This is a genomic window from Pontibacter flavimaris (assembly GCF_001907195.1).
GTDB lineage: Bacteria > Bacteroidota > Bacteroidia > Cytophagales > Hymenobacteraceae > Pontibacter > Pontibacter flavimaris.
In genome coordinates, this window is record NZ_LVWA01000005.1 from 550,350 (window position 1) to 565,023 (window position 14,674).

A 14,674-nucleotide genomic window follows, 5' to 3' on the forward strand; every position below is an offset into this window, starting at 1 on the left:
TTTAGCAAACAGCACATGTATAAGACTTTTAGCATAAAGGCATTTTTTTCGGCAGTTATACTTGCAGTGGCGGGCTTGGCGGCAGGCACAGCCCAGGCGCAGGAGGTATACGGCAATGAATGGATAGATTACTCCAAAACTTACCACAAGCTACAGGTGGTGGAGACTGGCCTGTATAAGCTGGATCACGCTTACCTGCGGCAGCTGGGCCTGGAGAACGTGAACCCGCAGCACCTGCAGCTCTTCCGTCGTGGCAAGGAGGTGGCGATTTATGTGGCCGGGGAGGCCGATGGCCGTCTAGACCCGCAGGATTACCTGGAGTTCTATGGCGAGCGCAACGACGGCGTGCTGGACCAGGAACTGTACAAGAACCCTGCCTACCAGGTGCACCAGCTCCACAGCATGTACACCGACTCCGCCGCCTATTTCCTCACCGTGAACCCGGCGGGGGGAAACAAGCGGATGCGCGAGGCGAACCCATCCCCAAACGGGCTGACGCCGGAGCCTTATCATTGGCAGAAGGCGATGTTGTTGAGTACTGGGACCTATAGTGAGGGGAGGAGTTATAAGGACAATAAGATGCCTTGGCTCGATGCGGGTGAGGGTTATTTTTCTGTACTAGATACTGCGCCAAAGAAGTTATCCTTTGAGATAACAGGAATAAGTAATGTAGAAACAACCGGCCCAGCACCTTCCCTTAATATAGCCACGTTAGGTCCGAACGAGGGCGTGCATAAATTTGATGTTAATATAATAGGGGGAAGGACGATTACATCTATTAGTTATAACTCTTATGACTTTTCAAGAACTAATCACCAAATAGATTTTACTGATATAAATTTACAGAATCAGAAGCTTTCCCTGCAATTATCTCCTATTTCCGGTAATTCAGGAAAAATTGGGTTAGCCTATGCTCAATTAACATATCCTCAGAAAAGCATTTTCATTGGAAATGCTATGTTTTTCTACACAGATTCTCTGCGTGTTTCACCACAATACTATGAATTTGCAGGAGCATCTTTAAATGTTGTAGCATATGATGTGACGGACGAGGGGGAGGTTGTTAGAATTGCAGGACACGCTAGTGGGGAGAAGCGAGGTTATGTAGTAGATCACACTGGTTCTACCAGAAAGGTTTTACTTGCTAGTTCAAGTGCCTCACTTACTCCTGTAGGTAGAACAAGAAATGTAAAATTCAGAAAAATTATACCTGCTGAACATAACTTCCTAATTGTTTCTAATAAAGCATTAATGAAGAAGGTGGGGGCCAGTAATTTACCTGCTCCATTAGAGTATGCAGCATATCGGAATTCAGCTGCAGGTGGAGGTTATGACACACTTCTCGTCTTTGTTGATGATTTAGTTAATCAATTTCATTATGGCGAATTTTCAGCAAACAGTATAAGAAGGTTCTGTTCTTATATGCTATCTACCCCAAGGGATAGGCATTTATTACTACTAGGCAAAGGAGTAGAGATTTACAGAAGCTCGGACTCTTGGTCATCAAACCTAGTTCCTACTGGCGGAGTTCCTGCTTCTGATGTATTATTCACTGCTGATTTTAGAAGGAATGAGTATGCTCCTAAAATTCCTACAGGCAGGGTATCTGCTAGGTCAGCCTTGGAGGTCATGAACTACCTAGATAAGGTTAAAACGCATGAAGCCGTGCCGGATGGCGTAGAATGGAGAAAAAATATCTTGCATTTAGGGGGAGGTAAAACGGTGAATGAAATTAACACCTTTACCTCATATATCAGGAATTATGAAGAGATCGCAGAGGGACCACTATTAGGGGCAAACGTCATAGAAAGAAGCAGAAAGAATTTAAGTGAAGTAACTGAAAGCTTGGATGTATCTAAAGAGATAAATGCAGGAGTGTCTTTGGTAACTTTCTTTGGTCACAGCTCTCCTGGTATCATTGACTTGGATATTGGTTCACCTTCAAGTGCTCTAAGCAGTTACAACAACGAAGGTAAATATCCTATTATGCTAATGAACGGGTGTAATCTAGGAAACGCTTATATTAAAAATAATGTGTCATTTGGCGAGGATTGGCTAAATACTCCTAAGAAGGGGGCCATTGCGCTTATTGCACATACTGGAACAGGGTATACCTCACAGCTTAATACCTATTCAAGAAACTTTTACTTAGTAGGTTTTAGTGAGGAGGAGTTTTATGGCAGAACGTTAGGGGAAGTGCAGAAGGAGGTTATCAGACGCGTTGTTCAAAACAGCTGGGATGATAACATGATTGCAATGGTTCTGGAATCTGCATTGCAGGGAGACCCTGCTGTAAAATTGTACAACCCAATCAAGCCGGATTATCTACTAGATGATAAAAGCTTCTCTTTAAATGGACTAGATGGAGGCATTGCAACAGCTGCAGCAGACTCAATAGTACTAAATTTTAAGGCTAAAAACCTAGGTAAAGCAATTACTGATTCAGTCTATCTCTCTATCAAACGTACTTTCCCTGATAATTCTCGCTTCCTTTATGATTCAATAAGAATTGCACCAGTTTTTCTAGAAAATCAAATAAAGGTAACCTTAGCTAATAAAGGCTTTGAAGCTCTCGGGATAAATAGTTTCGAGGTAAAAATAGATAGTCCAGAAAGTATAGATGAACTGAATGAAAAAAATAATATAGCTGTTTACCAACAGTATATTTCTGCCAGTGGTCTGTCCATTATACACCCTATTAAATACAGTATAGTTGGCGTAGGCAAAGTGTCACTTACTGTGCAGGGGCAATCAAAAAACTTGAATAAGGGTGTATACTTTGAGATTGATACAACCCATACATTCGATAGCCCCTGGACAAAAACACACTCGGTCCCAACTGCAGTGTTTGCATCATGGGACGTTGATTTGCTTAATGGCGGTTCAAATGATAGTACAGTATACTACTGGAGGGCGCGTTTTACAACCTATGAGCAAGGTGAAGACACAGTTTGGGCACAAAGCTCCTTTAGACATATACCTCAGATTCCCTCTGGTTGGTCACAAAGTCGGTATGGGCAATTTACTGAAAGCAGTTTATCAGGTATAGAAACCATAGATAAGTCTAACGGAAACTGGCGATTTAAAACTGTTCGTAAGTTTATCAATTTAAAAACTGTCGGGGGAGATATCAAATTTAGCTATCCACCTTATGGCTTTTATATTGATGGGGATCAGGTGTTAAATTGGCAGTGTGGACATCCTAATTATTATGATAGGGCACGGTTATACATGGTTGTTTTTGATAATGTTACCTTAGAGCCCCTCACAAATTTAGGCGGTACAGTTACTTGTCCTGCTTCCTCTTTTTTATTCGATACGAATGACTTAACAAAGGCAGCCAATGTGGCTAAAATCAAACGTTTCATTGATGCTGTTCCAGAAGGCTACTATGTAGCTGTGATGTCGGTTGATGAAGTTCCATTCGAGAAATTTCCTGATGAGACAAAGGCTGCTTTTAGAAGCATAGGCTCATTATTAATTGATGAGTTAAAGAACAAAGACCCATTTGTAATAGTTGGACAAAAAGGTGCAGCGCCAGGTACTGCACAGGAAAAAACTTTTTCTAAACCAGAGTCGGAGCGCGAAGAAGGTACACCAGCCTCTTCGCAAAGTATAGCTTTAAGTGTCACCCTCCAGTCCAAGCGCCAGGCGGGTACTATTACCTCTACTGCCATAGGGCCTGCCTTACGTTGGGGTTCATTGCACCACGATATTAAACCATATGCCGGCGGTGATGACAAGTATAAACTGAGCCTGATCGGTATTGATGCAGCGGGTGAGGAGACGGTGCTGGAGGAAAGTATAAGCTCCAGGGTTTTCGACATCTCACACATCGATGCGAATAAGTACCCGAGCCTGAAACTGGCTGCGTTCCTGTCGGATTCCACAGCGCGTACGGCGCCGCAGCTGAGGGAGTGGTTCGTGCTATATGACCCGGTGCCGGAAGGCGTGATCAGGCCTGACCTGGTGAAGGCGAGCAGTGAGGAACTGTCACGCCTGGCAGGGGGCGGAAGGCTAACCATACCGATGGCCTTCCAGAACGTGACTTCCACGGCATTTACAGACTCGTTGACAGTAGAGGTAGTCTTTACCGGAAGTGGTGTTTCCACTACCACCTCCACTTTTAAGATCAAGCCGGTGGGGCCAAACGAGACCGTATACTTTACCTATCCTGTTTCCACGGCTGAGCTGGATGGCGATTACAGGATAAGCATCTACGTGAACCCGCGTCTGCTGCCGGAGCAGGAGTATGCCAACAATATCTATGAAGTAGACTTCGGCGTGAAATCGAAACTTCACCCGATCATGGACGTGGCCTTTGACGGTATTTATATCCTGGACGGTGACATCGTTTCCCCGAGCCCGCTGATCAGCGTGACGGTGAAGGACGAGAACAGGCACGTGTTCCTGCAGGACCCCTCCAGGATGTCGGTGGTGCTGATTACGGATCAGAACCCAAACGGAGAGGAAATCGAGTTGCTGAATAACCCTGAGGTAACCTACACACCAGCCACCGAGGCCAACGACTTTAAGCTGGAGTATAGACCAGCTAAACTGGAGGACAATAAGTATACGCTGCAGGTTCGGGCAACAGATGCTGTGGGCAAGGAGTCCGGTGTGTCGCCTTACAGGATCGGCTTTGAGGTGGTGAGCGAGGCGAGCATCTCGAACTTCTACCCGTTCCCGAACCCGTTCTCCAGCAAGACCAATTTTATCTTCACCATTACGGGCAGCACCATTCCGGAGCACATCAAGATCCAGATCCTGACCATTACGGGCAAAGTGGTGAAGGAAATTATGAAGGAGGAACTGGGGCCGCTGCGCATCGGCAACAACAAGACGGACTATGCCTGGGACGGCACCGACATGTATGGCGACAGGCTGGCCAACGGGGTATACCTGTATCGCGTGGTGATGAGCAAGGGAGAGGAGGAGATGAAGCATCGCAACACCTTCGGAGACGGCGCTTTCAAGAACGGCTACGGCAAGCTTTACATCCTGCGCTAAACCACAACTGCAAGTATAAAAATGGAGGGGCCGCTGAATTCAGCGGCCCCTCCATTTTTATACTTTGTTACTTTCTTTCCAGCGTCAGGAAAGTATAACTATACTTGTTCTTCTCGTCCGGTTCATGAAATTGCTGCTCCACCACCTGCCATTCCTTTTGGGGCAGCTCCGGGAAGTAGGCATCGCCCTCAAACGTGTGGTGTACGCGTGTAAAGTATACTTTATCGGTTAGTGGCAGCGCCTGCTGGTATATGGTAGCCCCGCCAATAATGCTTACCTGCTCCGCATCCATTTCCCTGCCTTTGGTTAAGGCCTCTTCCAGCGAGTGGACCACGATACAACCTTCGGCCTTATAATCCTGTTGGGAGGTGATGACGATGGAGGTGCGGCCCGGCAGCGGCTTTCCGATGGCCTCGTAGGTCTTGCGGCCCATGACCATCGGGTGGCCCATGGTCAGGCGCTTAAAATGTTTCAGGTCAGCGGGCAGGTACCAGATCAGGTCGTTGTCTTTGCCGATCACGTTGTTCTCGGCGGCGGCTACTACGATGGCTATCATACTTTCTTATACGTCAAAAGTATACCCGCGCAGCAGGTCCTGCACCGGCATGCGTTTTTTCCCCTCCATCTGCAGGTCAAGTATAGACACGGCGCCGGCAGCTGTCTGAATGTGAAGGAAGGTCTTGTTGTCGGTGTGGAGCGTGCCAGGCTCCGAAGTATAACCGGCCTCCGGCAGCTCCTCCGTCTTATAGATCTTAAAGGTCTTGCCGTTAATTCTTGCCCAGGCGGCAGGGTAGGGGCTAAGGCCGCGGATGAAATTCCTGACCTGCTCTGCCGGCTGATCCCAGTTAATCTCGCAGGTGTCCTTGAAGATTTTCGGGGCATGTTTGGTTTCGGCGGAGGTTTCCTGCGGCTGCGGTACTACCTGGTCCTGCTCAATAGCCTGAACCGTACGCAGGGCCAGCTCGGCTCCCTTATACTTTAGCTTCTTATATAGCGACCCGAAGTCGTCTTCCTCCCGGATCGGCACGCGCTCCTGATAGATCAAATCACCGGTATCGATCTCGTGCTTGAGGAAAAAGGAAGTGACGCCGGTTTCCTTCTCGCCGTTGATGATGGCCCAGTTGATAGGCGCGGCCCCTCTATACTGCGGCAGCAGCGAGGCATGGATGTTGAAAGAACCCAGCTCCGGCATCGCCCACACCACCTCCGGCAGCATCCGGAAGGCCACGATGATCTGCAGGTTGGCCTGATAGCCACGCAGCTCCTCCAGGAACGCCTCTGCTTTCAGGTTAGTGGGCTGCAGCACCGGAATTCCCTGTGCCACGGCATACTCCTTCACCGGCGACTGGTTCAGCTTCTGCCCGCGCCCGGCTGGTTTGTCCGGGGCGGTGATCACGGCCACCACGTTATACTTGTGTTCCACGAGTGCCTGCAGGGTAGGCACGGCAAAATCCGGCGTTCCCATAAACACAATGCGTAAGTCTCTCATGCGCTAGTTAAAGTCTGGGTAAAGCAGGTACTGCTTGCGCTTGGTTTTATAGTTTGATAGCGCAGGCTCCCAACTGTTCCTGATCTCGGCCTCTGTCTTGCCGGCTATCACCTGCTCGCGAAGCTTTTTGGTGCCGGCCAGTTTCTCGAAGAAGTTGTTGAAGAACTTATCCTTGTTAGTGGAGTGCTGGTACATCTCCAGCAGGTAGGCCAGGTCCACTTTATCCGCCACCTTCACGTTAGTCAGGTCTTTGCCATAGCATACCACATCCTTGTGCGGCGGGTTGGTGGCACCCGGCGTGCTAACCGGCGTGAAGCTGAAATCCTTCTTCTGATAGTATGGGCTGCCGATCACCTGAAAAGGGGTAGGGGTGCCACGACCAACGCTTACGTCGGTTCCCTCAAAAAAGCAGATAGAAGGGTAGAGGGCAATGGCCTGGGCGTTTGGCAGGTTCGGCGAAGGACGCACCGGCAGCTCATAAGGCATGTTGTGGTCATAGGCTGCCATCGGGATGACGGTCAGCTTCGCTTGCACACCGCTTTTCAGCCATTTCTCCCCGTTGATCATGTTGGCCAACTCGCCCACGGTCAGGCCGTGCACAATCGGAATCGGGTGCATCCCCACAAAGGAAACCTGGTCAGGCTCCAGCACCGGGCCATCCACGAAATGCCCGTTCGGGTTTGGGCGGTCCAGGATCACTACTTCCTTTCCGTTCTCGGCGGCGGCCTCCATCACGTAGTGCATGGTGCTGATGTAAGTATAAAAACGCGTGCCCACATCCTGGATGTCGAACAGCAGCACATCCAGGTCTTTTACCTGATCCGGCAGCGGTTTCTTGTTATTCCCGTAGAGCGAGATGATCGGCAGGCCTGTCTTCGGGTCGTTGCCGTCTTTGATGTGCGCACCGGCATCGGCCTCGCCCCGGAACCCGTGCTCGGGCGCGAAGATCGTCTTGATCTGTACGCCACGGCTCAGGAGCGTGTCTACCAGGTGCGTTTGGCCAATGGTGGAGGTCTGGTTCACGATCATACCCACGCGCTTGCCCTCCAGCTGCGGCAAGTATAACTCCAGCTGCTCGGCGCCCATTTTCAGCGATTTTGCCGCTGGCAAGGCATCTGTAGTGGCGGGTTGCGCTTGCTCGGCTGCCGTGGCAGGCACCTGCTTGGCGTTGCAGCCGCCCAGTGAGAGCAGCAGCGAGGCGGATAGGTATAGGATAGGGTGTGTCATCGTTTTTGTAGGGTAGAAGTCAAAATTCATACCTATCTTTAAGGCCATTAATCTGATCTAAGGCGAGTGAATATCTCCAAGTACATATCCGATAAAATATCAGAAGTGCAGACCGGCTCTTTTACGCAGTCGGTTACAAAAATAGCAATTATTAGCATAGCTGCAGGCATTGCCATCATGATTGTGTCTTTTGCCATACTGGAGGGCTTCCGCAACGAGATTCGTGACAAGATTTTCAGCTTTGGCGCGCACCTGCAGATCAGCAAGTATGACACCAATAACTCCTACGAGGGGGCTCCCATCAGCTATAATATCGGCGTATCGGACACCATCCAGGGAATAAAAAGGATACAGGGGTTCGCCCGCAAAACGGCCATTATCAAGACAGAGGATGAGGTGCTGGGGGTGGTGGTGAAAGGCGTGGGAAAGGAGTATGATTTAAGCTCGATGCAGCATAACCTGGAAGGCGGGAAACTGATTGCCTTTAATGATACGGCCTCGTCGAAGGACGTGCTGCTGAGCCAGGCAATTGCCAGCAAGCTGCGGCTAAATGTAGGAGATGAGGCTATCTTCTACTTTATACAGAACCCGCCACGGGCCCGGAAACTGCGGGTGAGCGGCATTTACAACACGGGCCTGGAGGAATTTGACGAGGTGTTCGTGCTCGGCGACATCAAGCTGATCCGGGAGCTGAACAACTGGCCCGATACCCTGGTAGGGGGCGTGGAGGTGGTGCTGAACGACTTTGACCAGATAGACGAGGCGGCCGAGCGCGTGTTCGAAAGTATGAACTACGACCTGCAGTTGGAGAAGATAACTGACCGCCACGCCCAGCTGTTCGACTGGCTGAAGCTGCTGCAAAAGAACGTGGTGATTTTCCTGGTACTTATCATCTTCGTGGCTACGTTCAACATGGTCTCCACCGTGTTCATCATGATCATCGAGCGGATCAACATGATCGGGGTGCTGAAGGCCGTGGGCGCTACGGATGCGCAGATCAGGCAGGTGTTTTACTTCCGTGGCCTGAAACTGACGCTGAAGGGAATGCTGTGGGGTAACCTTGTCGGTATTGGATTTTGCGCCGCCCAATACTACTTCGAGCTCATCCCGCTGGACCCGGAGAACTACTACATGGACCGTGTGCCGATCAGCTGGAACTTTGGGGTAATTCTGATTCTGAACGCCCTGACGCTGGTGCTCACCATGCTGGCCATACTTATTCCTGCCGCCATGATTGCCCGCATCAAGCCAGTGAAGGCGATAAAGTTTGACTAAAGTATAAGGTCGGAATCAGGAAGTATAAATTCAGCTGCAAGGATAATCTGCATAAGTATAAAGTATAAAAAAGGGCGGGCTATACCTTGGTTGGTATAGCCCGCCCTTTTTGTAAGAAGTTTGAGCTCTATGCTCCCACAGCAGCCTGCTCTTTGCCGCTTTGCTGCGAGAGCACTTCGCGGCGGGGCACCGGCAGGGCAATATTGTTCTGCTCGAAGGCGGCCTTGGCGCGCTCGTTCATGTCCCAGAACAGGCCCCAGTAGTCTTCGCGCTTGCACCAGATGCGGGTACTGATGGTGATGGAATGCTCGGCAAAGTTTGTTACAACGATAGCGGGGGCGGGCTCCTTCATCACACGCTCATCCTGGCTAATCAGCTCCTGAATCAGTTGGCGCACCTTACCAATATCATTGTTTACCGACACGGTAAAGAGCAACTCCACCCGGCGCGTGGCTTCCACCGAGTAGTTCACCACCACGGCAGAGGCCAACGGCCCATTGGGGATGTAAATGGTTTTGTTGTCGGCGGTCTTCAGCACGGTGTTAAAGATGTTGATGATTTGCACGGTACCGCTTTGCCCCTGGGCCTCAATGAAGTCACCTACCCTAAAAGGCTTGATGGTAAGTATGAGCACCCCGCCGGCAAAGTTCGCCAGGCTGCCCTGGAGTGCCAGGCCAATGGCCAGGCCGGCAGAGCCCAGTACAGCGATAAAGGAGGTCATCTCCACGCCTATCTGCGCGATCACCAGCACGAGCAGCAGGACCCACAGCGCGATGCTGAAGATGCTTAGCAGGAAAGGCCGCAGCGACTCATCCACGCTTTTTCGGAGCATCAGGCCACTGATGAGCAGCTTCAGCCGTCTGATGATCCAGGCGCCTAGAACAAGTATAAAAATGGCTACCAACAGCTTCAGGCCATACAACACGGCGAAGTTTACAATCATTTCGCGGATCGAATCGAAATCCAACACCATTAGAAAATAAGGGTTAAGGGTTAAAAAGTAAAGAATTGATATACCGGAAGTGTCACAAAAAGCTCAGGAGATAGGCGGCAGGTGGCGGCACTGCAGGATCAGGTTAGGGTCGGGACACAGCTGCGCATACTTGGCGCGCTCGGCGGTGGTGGCCACTCCCGGAAAATCGCCATACTTATCGCCCATTTCGGCTATGATTTGGAAGTGCAGGTGCGGCGGCCAGTGGCCGTTCTCCGGGTAAGGTCCTATCTCGGCAATCTTCTCGCCTCTGGCAAAGTGCTGCCCCTGCTGCAGCCCCTGCAGGGAAGTGCGGTTCAGGTGGCCGTACAAAGTATAAAATGTCACCCCCTCCAGCTCGTGCTGCAGGATGATGGTGGGGCCGTAGTCGCCGAAGTTATCGTTATCCTGAAAGCTGTGCACGGTGGCATCCAGCGGCGTGAACACGGCTGTGCCCGCTGACAGCCACACATCCACGCCCAGGTGCAGGTTGCGGCTTTGGGCGGCCACATCAAAGTGGCGGCTGCGGCGGTAGATAAAGCGGTCCTCCAGATAGCCGCCCACGCCTGCGGTAGCCTTATGCTCCTGCAGCATCTGCTCCACAGCCTTATTGAACGAGTCGGTGTCCTGCAGGTCGGTGTTTTGCAGCAGCAGGTTCTTTTCGGAAAAATCCAGCGTGCACACGCCATCGGCGTTCAGGTCGGCGTCCAGAACAGGGGCAAAGGCATGGCGCTGCCTACGGAGCAGGGCGCTAAGGTTTTGGGTGTTGTTCATAAGCTTGCACCATGGGCGCAGTTACATTGTGCCCATGGTGCAAGTTAAGCAGAAATTAGTTTAGAGGCGCAGCTTCCTCCTCCTCCAGCACCTTGGCGAAGGTCTTCAGGCTCTTGGTCTTCCCGAAAAGCTCCTCGGATTTTTTGCTGTAGGCCAGGGCGGCCTCCTGCAGCGTCTCGAAAGTGCCCAGGTTAATGCGCTGCTTGTTATGGTGGATAATGGCGCGGTACTTTTGCGCTTCCTTGTGCACCCCGCGCACGCCCAGCTTGTTCTCGGTTTTAGTGGTGTTGCGCACAATTTTGCACAGCGGGGCCCACTCCAGGTTCTCGCGGCGGCAGTCCAGCTTGTTGCCGTTCTTAAAGTGCACGTACAGCTTCAGCTCGCTCTCAGGCTTCTCCAGCAGCTGTTCCCCAATCATCTTGTGCAGGTAAATGGTCTCGTTGCGGTACTTGCCGTTTTTAAGCGGCCAGTTTTTCTGGAAGAAGGCGTAGCCGTTGGAATGAATACGCAGGTGCTTCAGGAACTCGATCTGGTGCAGATAGGGGCTGTTCTGGATGTAATCATATGTAGTGTCGTCTATCACTACCGTTTTTTCACAGTTTTTAAGCGTTAGTTTGTACAGCATGTTGTTGTTTTCATGTTAATAAGCATAGCGTTCCATACAGAAGCAAGGGCACAGGTATAAGAACCCCTGCCGTTGCAGCGCTTTGTAAAGTTCAGCTTTTTTTTAATATATTTTACAACTAATATTCAAATTTTTTATTGTGCACCGGGGGCTGGTATCTTAAAATTTATACGTTACTTTCTCAGAACAGGAGGGATTATCGTAACTTTCGGGTTCGAATTAAGTTTTAGACCGAGACGAATCTGAGAAAAAGAATAAAACCATGAGTAGCCCTTACCTTACCCTGAAGGTCGTAGAAATTACCCGCGAAACGGCAGACGCTGCCACCATACATTTCGAGCACCCCGAAAAGCAGACGATAGACTATAAGCCCGGCCAGTTCCTCACCCTGATCCTGCCGGTTGAGGGCAAGGAGATCCGCCGCTCTTACTCCCTCAGCAGCACCCCGCACGAGGCGCCACGCCTTTCGGTAACAGTAAAGCGCGTGGAGGGCGGCCTGATGTCGAATTACCTGCTCGATCACCTGCAGGCAGGGCAGGAGGTGAAGGTGATGGCGCCGATCGGGAACTTCTGCCTCACCTGCGCTCCCACCAACCAGCGCCAGGTACTGCTGTTCGGCGCCGGCAGCGGCATCACGCCACTCATGGCCATCCTGAAGGCCGTGCTGCGCGAGGAGCCAAACAGCAAAGTAACACTGCTCTACGGCAACCGCGACGAGGAGTCGGTCATCTTCCGGGGGCAGCTGCAGCAACTGCAGGCGCAGCACCAGGGGCGCCTGCAGGTCGTGTACATTTACAGCCAGCCCCGCCAGGCCTGCGACCACCGTGGCCGCATGAACCAAAGTATGATTATTAAGATACTCGAGCGCCTGCAACTGGCCAAGGCACAGGAGGCGGTCTACTACATGTGCGGGCCGGAGGGCATGATGGAGGAGGTGCGCCATGCGCTCAGCGTGCTGCGCGTGCCGGCAGACCGCATGTTCAGGGAGAGCTTTGTGAGCAATAAACTGCTGGACAAGCAGGAGCAGGAGGCGCAGCACGGCGCGGTGATGTCCTCAGACGAGGATGGCGAGATCACCACCCAAACCGTGACCGTTATTTACGAGGGCTCAGAGTATAGCTTTGTGGTAGAGCCGGACCAGACCATACTGGAGGCGGCCCTGGAGCAGGACATCGATTTGCCCTACTCCTGCCAGGCCGGCCTGTGCACCGCCTGCCGGGGCAAGTGCCTGAGCGGCAAGGTGCACCTGGATGAGCGCGAGGGTCTTTCTGACGCAGAGATGGAGGAAGGCTACGTGCTCAACTGCGTAGGGCACCCACTCACCCCGAACGTGGTGATCGAGATCGGTTAGGCCGAAAAAACGTATAAAAGAACAGCGCCAGCGAAGTTTTCTTGCGGCGCTGTTCTTTTTTTTGTACTTTCATAAGAAACGCCTATATTGTACTTCTGAAATATACATTGCCACAATGACAATACAACAAACAACTAACTTAATAATACCGGAGCGTCTGCCCCGCACCTACCTCTCCGAGGAGTTCAGGGTAGAGCAGTGGGAAACCATCAGGCCCTATTTCGAGGAACTGAAGACCCGCCAGATCGAGAGTGTGGAGGAGTTGGAGAAGTGGATGCGGGACCGCAGCGAGCTTGAGAGCGTGCTTTCCGAGGACCTGGGCTGGCGCTACATCCGCATGACCTGCGACACCCAAAACGAGGAAACTACGAAGGCTTTCCAATACTTTATCTCTGAGATAGAACCCAACATAGCACCGCTGGACCATGAGCTGAACCTGAAGCTGATGCACTCGCCGTACGTGAACGGGCTGGATAAGGAAAAGTATAAGATCTACCTGCGCGGGGTGGAGCGCGCGTTGGAAATTTTCCGGGAAGTCAACATTCCGCTGCAAACGGAGATCAGCACCAAACAGCAGCAGTACGCCGCCATTACCGGCGCCATGACCGTGACCCTGGATGGTCAGGAAATGACCCTGCAACGCGCCGCAGACCGCCTGAAGCGGACTGACAGAGCCGTGCGCGAGGAAGCCTGGGTTGCTGTGCAGGAGCGTCGCTTTCAGGAACGCGAAAAACTGGACAGCCTGTTTGATGAGCTGCTGAAGCTGCGCCACCAGGTAGCCACTAACGCCGATTTCGAGAATTTCCGCGACTACATGTTTGCCGCCATGGGCCGCTTCGACTACACCCCGCAGGATTGCTTCGATTTCCATACTTCGATAGAGGAAACGATCGTGCCGCTGCTCACTAAGGTTGATGAGGAGCGCAAGCAATTGCTGGGGCTGGAGGAGCTGCGCCCCTGGGACCTTGATGTTGACCCATCCGGCAAAAAGCCGCTGGAGCCGTTTAAGTCCGGCGACGAGTTGCTGGAGAAGACGGTGCAGGTGTTCTATAAGCTGGATACCTACCTGGGCGATTGCCTGGCTACAATGCGGGAGATGGGCCACCTGGATCTGGAGTCGAGAAAAGGAAAGGCACCGGGAGGTTACAACTATCCTTTGGATGAGATTGGGGTACCGTTCATCTTCATGAATGCCACCTCCAGCCTGCGCGATGTCATCACGATGCTGCACGAGGGTGGCCACGCCGTGCATTCTTTCCTAACGCGCGACCTGTGGCTCAACTCCTTCAAGCATCCGCCGTCAGAGGTGGCCGAGCTGGCCTCCATGTCGATGGAACTGATCTCGATGGATTACTGGGATACCTTTTTTGAGGATGAGGACGAACTGCGCCGGGCCAAGAAAACGCACCTGGAGAGCGTGCTGGAGACCTTCCCGTGGGTAGCTACCGTGGATAAATTCCAGCACTGGGTTTACGAGCATCCGGAGCAGACGCAGGAGCAGCGCCACCAGGAGTGGCTGAGCATCTTCGGCACTTTCAATCACAAGTTAGTAAACTGGCAGGGGCTGGAGAAGTATAAACCTTACCTGTGGCAGAAGCAGCTGCACATCTACGAGGTGCCGTTCTATTATATCGAGTATGCTATGGCTCAGCTTGGGGCCATCGCCGTCTGGAAGAATTACAAGGAAAACCCTTCCGAAGGACTTGCCGCCTATAAGCGCGCCCTCAGCCTGGGCTATACCGTTTCCATTGGCGAAGTATACGAGGCGGCCGGCATCAAATTCGACTTCAGCACCGAATACATCAAGAGTCTGGTGGATTTCGTGCGCGGAGAGATGGCGCAACTGTAGTATAAAGTATGAATCCTAAAGTATAAATCTCCTGAGAGAGCCTTGCACCCAAGCAAGGCTCTTTTTGCTTCTGAACAACTGCCGGTGTTGCGGCGCGTAAATTT

At 51.7% G+C, this 14,674-nt stretch carries 10 protein-coding genes; 4 read left to right on the forward strand and 6 right to left on the reverse strand.

The window, feature by feature from the left end; genetic code table 11:
• Positions 1–15: 15 nt before the first annotated feature.
• Positions 16–5,010, forward strand: coding sequence for a putative type IX secretion system sortase PorU2 (porU2, locus tag A3841_RS10570; RefSeq protein ID WP_073852273.1), 4,995 nt, complete (start codon positions 16–18; stop codon positions 5,008–5,010).
• Positions 5,011–5,077: 67 nt separating this feature from the next.
• Here porU2 and A3841_RS10575 read toward each other — a convergent pair whose 3' ends face one another.
• From A3841_RS10575 to A3841_RS10585, 3 genes are read right to left on the reverse strand one after another with little or no spacing between them, the layout of a single operon-like run.
• Positions 5,078–5,566, reverse strand: a complete 489-nt coding sequence (locus A3841_RS10575) for a dihydrofolate reductase (protein WP_073852274.1) — start codon at positions 5,564–5,566, stop codon at positions 5,078–5,080.
• Positions 5,567–5,572: 6 nt separating this feature from the next.
• Positions 5,573–6,499 carry a methionyl-tRNA formyltransferase gene (gene fmt / locus A3841_RS10580; protein WP_073852275.1) on the reverse strand — a complete coding sequence of 309 codons (927 nt, stop codon included), beginning with the start codon at positions 6,497–6,499 and terminating at the stop codon, positions 5,573–5,575.
• Between the two features lie 3 nt (positions 6,500–6,502).
• Positions 6,503–7,726 carry an exo-beta-N-acetylmuramidase NamZ family protein gene (locus A3841_RS10585; protein ID WP_073852663.1) on the reverse strand — a complete coding sequence of 408 codons (1,224 nt, stop codon included), beginning with the start codon at positions 7,724–7,726 and terminating at the stop codon, positions 6,503–6,505.
• 66 nt (positions 7,727–7,792) lie between these two features.
• On the opposite strand from A3841_RS10585, the gene A3841_RS10590 reads away from it, so the two are divergent.
• Positions 7,793–9,001 (forward strand): ABC transporter permease, encoded by a 1,209-nt coding sequence (locus A3841_RS10590; RefSeq protein ID WP_073852276.1) that lies wholly within the window; start codon positions 7,793–7,795, stop codon positions 8,999–9,001.
• Between the two features lie 127 nt (positions 9,002–9,128).
• On the opposite strand, the gene A3841_RS10595 is transcribed toward A3841_RS10590, so the two are convergent.
• The 3 genes from A3841_RS10595 to A3841_RS10605 form a co-directional block, all read right to left on the reverse strand.
• On the reverse strand, positions 9,129–9,974 hold the full coding sequence (locus A3841_RS10595) for a mechanosensitive ion channel family protein (protein WP_073852277.1): 846 nt from the start codon (positions 9,972–9,974) through the stop codon (positions 9,129–9,131).
• Between the two features lie 63 nt (positions 9,975–10,037).
• Positions 10,038–10,745: a peptidoglycan DD-metalloendopeptidase family protein gene (locus A3841_RS10600; RefSeq protein ID WP_073852278.1), complete on the reverse strand. Its 708-nt coding sequence runs from the start codon at positions 10,743–10,745 to the stop codon at positions 10,038–10,040.
• A 55-nt stretch (positions 10,746–10,800) separates the two neighbouring features.
• Positions 10,801–11,370 (reverse strand): HNH endonuclease, encoded by a 570-nt coding sequence (locus A3841_RS10605; RefSeq protein ID WP_073852279.1) that lies wholly within the window; start codon positions 11,368–11,370, stop codon positions 10,801–10,803.
• A 262-nt stretch (positions 11,371–11,632) separates the two neighbouring features.
• Between A3841_RS10605 and A3841_RS10610 the strand changes: the two genes are divergently transcribed.
• Both A3841_RS10610 and A3841_RS10615 read left to right on the forward strand, forming a co-directional pair.
• Complete coding sequence (locus A3841_RS10610; protein WP_073852280.1) at positions 11,633–12,721, forward strand: ferredoxin--NADP reductase; 1,089 nt, start codon at positions 11,633–11,635, stop codon at positions 12,719–12,721.
• 115 nt (positions 12,722–12,836) lie between these two features.
• Complete coding sequence (locus A3841_RS10615) at positions 12,837–14,570, forward strand: M3 family oligoendopeptidase (RefSeq protein WP_073852281.1); 1,734 nt, start codon at positions 12,837–12,839, stop codon at positions 14,568–14,570.
• The last annotated feature ends 104 nt before the right edge of the window (positions 14,571–14,674 follow it).

Bases quoted from the DNA above. Each gene is read 5' to 3' on its own strand.
- porU2 (WP_073852273.1), top strand. From the start codon at position 16: ATGTATAAGACTTTTAGCATAAAGGCATTTTTTTCGGCAGTTATACTT.
- A3841_RS10575 (WP_073852274.1), bottom strand. From the start codon at position 5,566: ATGATAGCCATCGTAGTAGCCGCCGCCGAGAACAACGTGATCGGCAAA.
- fmt (WP_073852275.1), bottom strand. From the start codon at position 6,499: ATGAGAGACTTACGCATTGTGTTTATGGGAACGCCGGATTTTGCCGTG.
- A3841_RS10585 (WP_073852663.1), bottom strand. From the start codon at position 7,726: ATGACACACCCTATCCTATACCTATCCGCCTCGCTGCTGCTCTCACTG.
- A3841_RS10595 (WP_073852277.1), bottom strand. From the start codon at position 9,974: ATGGTGTTGGATTTCGATTCGATCCGCGAAATGATTGTAAACTTCGCC.
- A3841_RS10600 (WP_073852278.1), bottom strand. From the start codon at position 10,745: ATGAACAACACCCAAAACCTTAGCGCCCTGCTCCGTAGGCAGCGCCAT.
- A3841_RS10605 (WP_073852279.1), bottom strand. From the start codon at position 11,370: ATGCTGTACAAACTAACGCTTAAAAACTGTGAAAAAACGGTAGTGATA.
- A3841_RS10610 (WP_073852280.1), top strand. From the start codon at position 11,633: ATGAGTAGCCCTTACCTTACCCTGAAGGTCGTAGAAATTACCCGCGAA.
- A3841_RS10615 (WP_073852281.1), top strand. From the start codon at position 12,837: ATGACAATACAACAAACAACTAACTTAATAATACCGGAGCGTCTGCCC.